4 protein-coding genes are annotated in these 2946 nt (G+C 66.0%); 2 read left to right on the top strand and 2 right to left on the bottom strand.

Going from position 1 to position 2946, the window contains the following annotated elements; all coding sequences use genetic code 11:
* Nucleotides 1–895: glucosyl-3-phosphoglycerate synthase (locus WEB06_18640; GenBank protein ID MEX2557636.1), on the top strand; the 895-nt coding region annotated here is incomplete at its 5' end.
* Between the two features lie 95 nt (nt 896–990).
* Here WEB06_18640 and WEB06_18635 read toward each other — a convergent pair.
* Entirely contained in the window at nt 991–1788 is a 798-nt protein-coding gene (locus WEB06_18635; protein ID MEX2557635.1) for an alpha/beta hydrolase, read from the bottom strand.
* Nucleotides 1789–1819: 31 nt separating this feature from the next.
* Nucleotides 1820–2362: a cyclic nucleotide-binding domain-containing protein gene (locus WEB06_18630; protein ID MEX2557634.1), complete on the bottom strand. Its 543-nt coding sequence runs from the start codon at nt 2360–2362 to the stop codon at nt 1820–1822.
* A 139-nt stretch (nt 2363–2501) separates the two neighbouring features.
* Here WEB06_18630 and WEB06_18625 point away from each other — a divergent pair.
* The coding region (locus tag WEB06_18625; GenBank protein ID MEX2557633.1) for a winged helix-turn-helix domain-containing protein at nt 2502–2946 on the top strand (445 nt) is incomplete at its 3' end.

Raw genomic sequence — 2946 nt, 5'->3', positions numbered from 1 at the left:
GGTGCGCATCAGCGTCGCGATCCCCGCGCTGAACGAACAGGAAACGATCGCGCCGATCTGCCGGATCATCTCGAACGAGCTTATGGAGGAAGTACCGTTCGTCGACGAGCTTGTCGTGCTCGATGGAGAGTCGATCGATGAGACGGCTCTGCGCGCCGATGCGGCCGGCGCGCGGGTCGTCGACGTGGCAAAGATCCTGCCGGAGATCCCGGTGCGTCCCGGCAAGGGCGAGTCGCTTTGGCGCAGCCTCGCGGTTCTGCGAGGAGACATCGTCGTGTGGATCGACGCCGATATCCGCAACTTCAGCTCGCACTTCGTCACCAGGCTCGTTGCGCCGCTACTGTGCGATGCGTCGGTCGACTTCGTCAAGGGTTATTACCGCCGCCCGATCCAACTCGACGGGGTCCTGTCCCCGTCCGGCGGCGGGCGAGTGACCGAGCTTCTCGCCCGACCGATGCTCGACATGCTGTTCCCGGAGTTGGCCGGCGTGATCCAGCCGCTGGCCGGGGAGTACGCGGGACGCGCCGAGGTCCTACGCAAACTGCCGTTCTTCACGGGGTACTCGGTCGAGGCAGGCCTCCTCATCGATCTCCTCGACGTCGTCGGTTTGGACGGCATCGCGCAGGTCGATCTCGGCACACGGATCCACCGGAACAGACCACTGGAGGAACTCGGGCCGATGGCATTCGCCATCGCCAGGACGATCATGCAGCGCGCGGAAGAGCTCGGCCGACTGAAGACGCGGATCAACCCCCGTGACTATCCCCAGTTGCGACGTAGCCTCGACTCGGGATTGACCCTCGAGCTGCCCGATGAGATCGAGCGCCCTCCACTCAACCTAGCTCCGCAAGCGCAGGTGCCGGTGCGGGCGGACCTGATGCAAGCCGTGCCGTAGCCATGCTCAGGCGTGGCGGCGACGCGCGTCCGCCGCACCCTTGCCTCTGAACGAAGGTTCCGAACGCAGGACTCGACAAGACAGATCGTGACGGGTCAGCCCGATAGACGATCGAGGAATCTGGAGATGGCTGCCGTCGTCACTTCAGGTTGTTCGATGCTCGGTGAGTGCCCGGCGGCCGGGATCCGCAAGTACTCGACCACTTGCGGCAGGGCGTGGACCATCGCCTCGACTTCCTCGAGCTTGAGAGCGATGCCGTCCTCCTCCCCGTAAACGACCAGAGACGGAACCCGTACGTCGCCGAGCCGATCGAGCAAACTCTCTCGCCGAGTCAACGAGCGCATGATCTCTTGAACGTCTGCGACCGGCTGGGCGCGCCATCTGTCGCGCCAAAGTCGACCCAGTTCGGTAGGCGCGCTTTTCCCGAAGTACGACATCGCGAGTACGCCGAGTGAGTCGTCGGTCCAGCCTTGCCTCGCCACCGTCTCGGCGAACGCTTCGTACAGGGGGAGTCTCTCTGGATGCTCGGGACCGGCTTGGGTGCTGATCAAGATCAATCCGGTGACGCGATCCGGGTGGCGAAGTGCGGCCCGGAGCGATATCGGGCCTGCGACGCTTGCGCCGCCCCACACGGCCCGCTCGATCCCGAGCCGGTCGAGCAGAGTCACCTGATCCTCCATCACGTCCCAGAGCGTGCGTGCTTCGGAGCGGTGCTCCGATCGTCCATGGCTTCGCAGGTCGGGTGTGATCAGCCGGTAGCTTCGTGAGAGGGAACGGACCTGATGCTCGAACATGGTGTGGTCCATGAACAGACCGTGGAGGAGCAGGACCGGCGTTCCCTCTCCAAGGTCCTCGAAGAAGAGACGCCATCCGCCGTGATCGAACTCGGGCAATCAGACTCCCCCCGCAGCGAGCACAGCAAGCCTATCGGCTTTCCTTCCATGGAATGCCTCGCGAACGCTGATGGAACCGGGCGACGAATACCGTCCCATCCGGCGGAGGCGGAAGGAATCGCCGGACGGTACCCTGGAGCCTGGATGCCTGCCGGGTCGGCGCGCAAATCGTCCGCTCGGAGACGAGTCTCCTAACCTTCGCTTCCACCCCGGGAAGCTTCATTAAGTGGGCGAACTCGCCGTGGTGGAGGACGATGACGGATAGGGGAGTCACCGATTCGACCGTTGCAGTCCTTGGACGTCGGCTGAGCAGGGCCATCTCGCCGACGAGGGAGCCGGGCCCCAGGTTCGCGACAAGCCCTCCGGTCGATGAGACGGCCGCGCTTCCCTCGAGCAGCAGGTAGCATTCGCGCGCAGCCGTCCCCTCGGTCATGAGCCGCGTTCCCGCGGGAATTCGGATCCGAGCGCCGAGCCCGTCCAGCCACCGAAGCTCGTCGTCTGTACAGCCGGCGAAGAGGCCGACGGATCGAAGCTCCTCAAGCCTCCTCCGCTCCTCAGCTCTCCTGCGGATCATCGCTCCTCCTCTCCTCGGACCTCTCGACCTGCCTCGCCAGGATCGGGCCCGGGCATTGAGGAAAGGCAGTGAGCCGATAAAGTTGTGCCAAATCGGGCGCCGACCAGGACTTTCTGGGAAGCCTGAGGGGGTTGCAGCGATGGGTGGCGGCGACGGGTCGGGTTTCGAGGTGCGCATCCTCGGGCCCCTCCAGGTCATCCACGAGAGCAGGGAGATCTCTCTTGGGGGGCCGAAGGAGCGGGCGCTCCTCGTTCGGCTGGCCGTCGAGGCCGGTCGGGTGGTCTCGACCGACCGCCTGATCGAAGACCTCTGGGACGGCAGCCCGCCCGAGCGGGCGCTCGACACGCTGCGGGTCTACGTTTCCCACTTGCGCAAGGCCCTTCCCGGCCGGTGCATCGAGACGAAGACGCACGGCTACGTCCTGACCGTCGACGACATCGACGTCTCGCGCTTCGCGGCGCTGGTTTCCCGTGCGCGGGCCGAGGGGGCGGACCTCGCCGCCCGCACGCTCCGCGACGCGCTTGCGCTCTGGCGCGGCCCGCCCCTCGCCGACGTCGCCGACCAGGCGTGGGCTCGAGGGCGGG

The organism is Actinomycetota bacterium (assembly GCA_040905475.1).
Lineage (GTDB): Bacteria > Actinomycetota > AC-67 > AC-67 > AC-67 > DATFGK01.
Note: the sequence above shows the minus strand (reverse complement) of the source record. Positions and strands in the feature narration are given on the sequence as shown.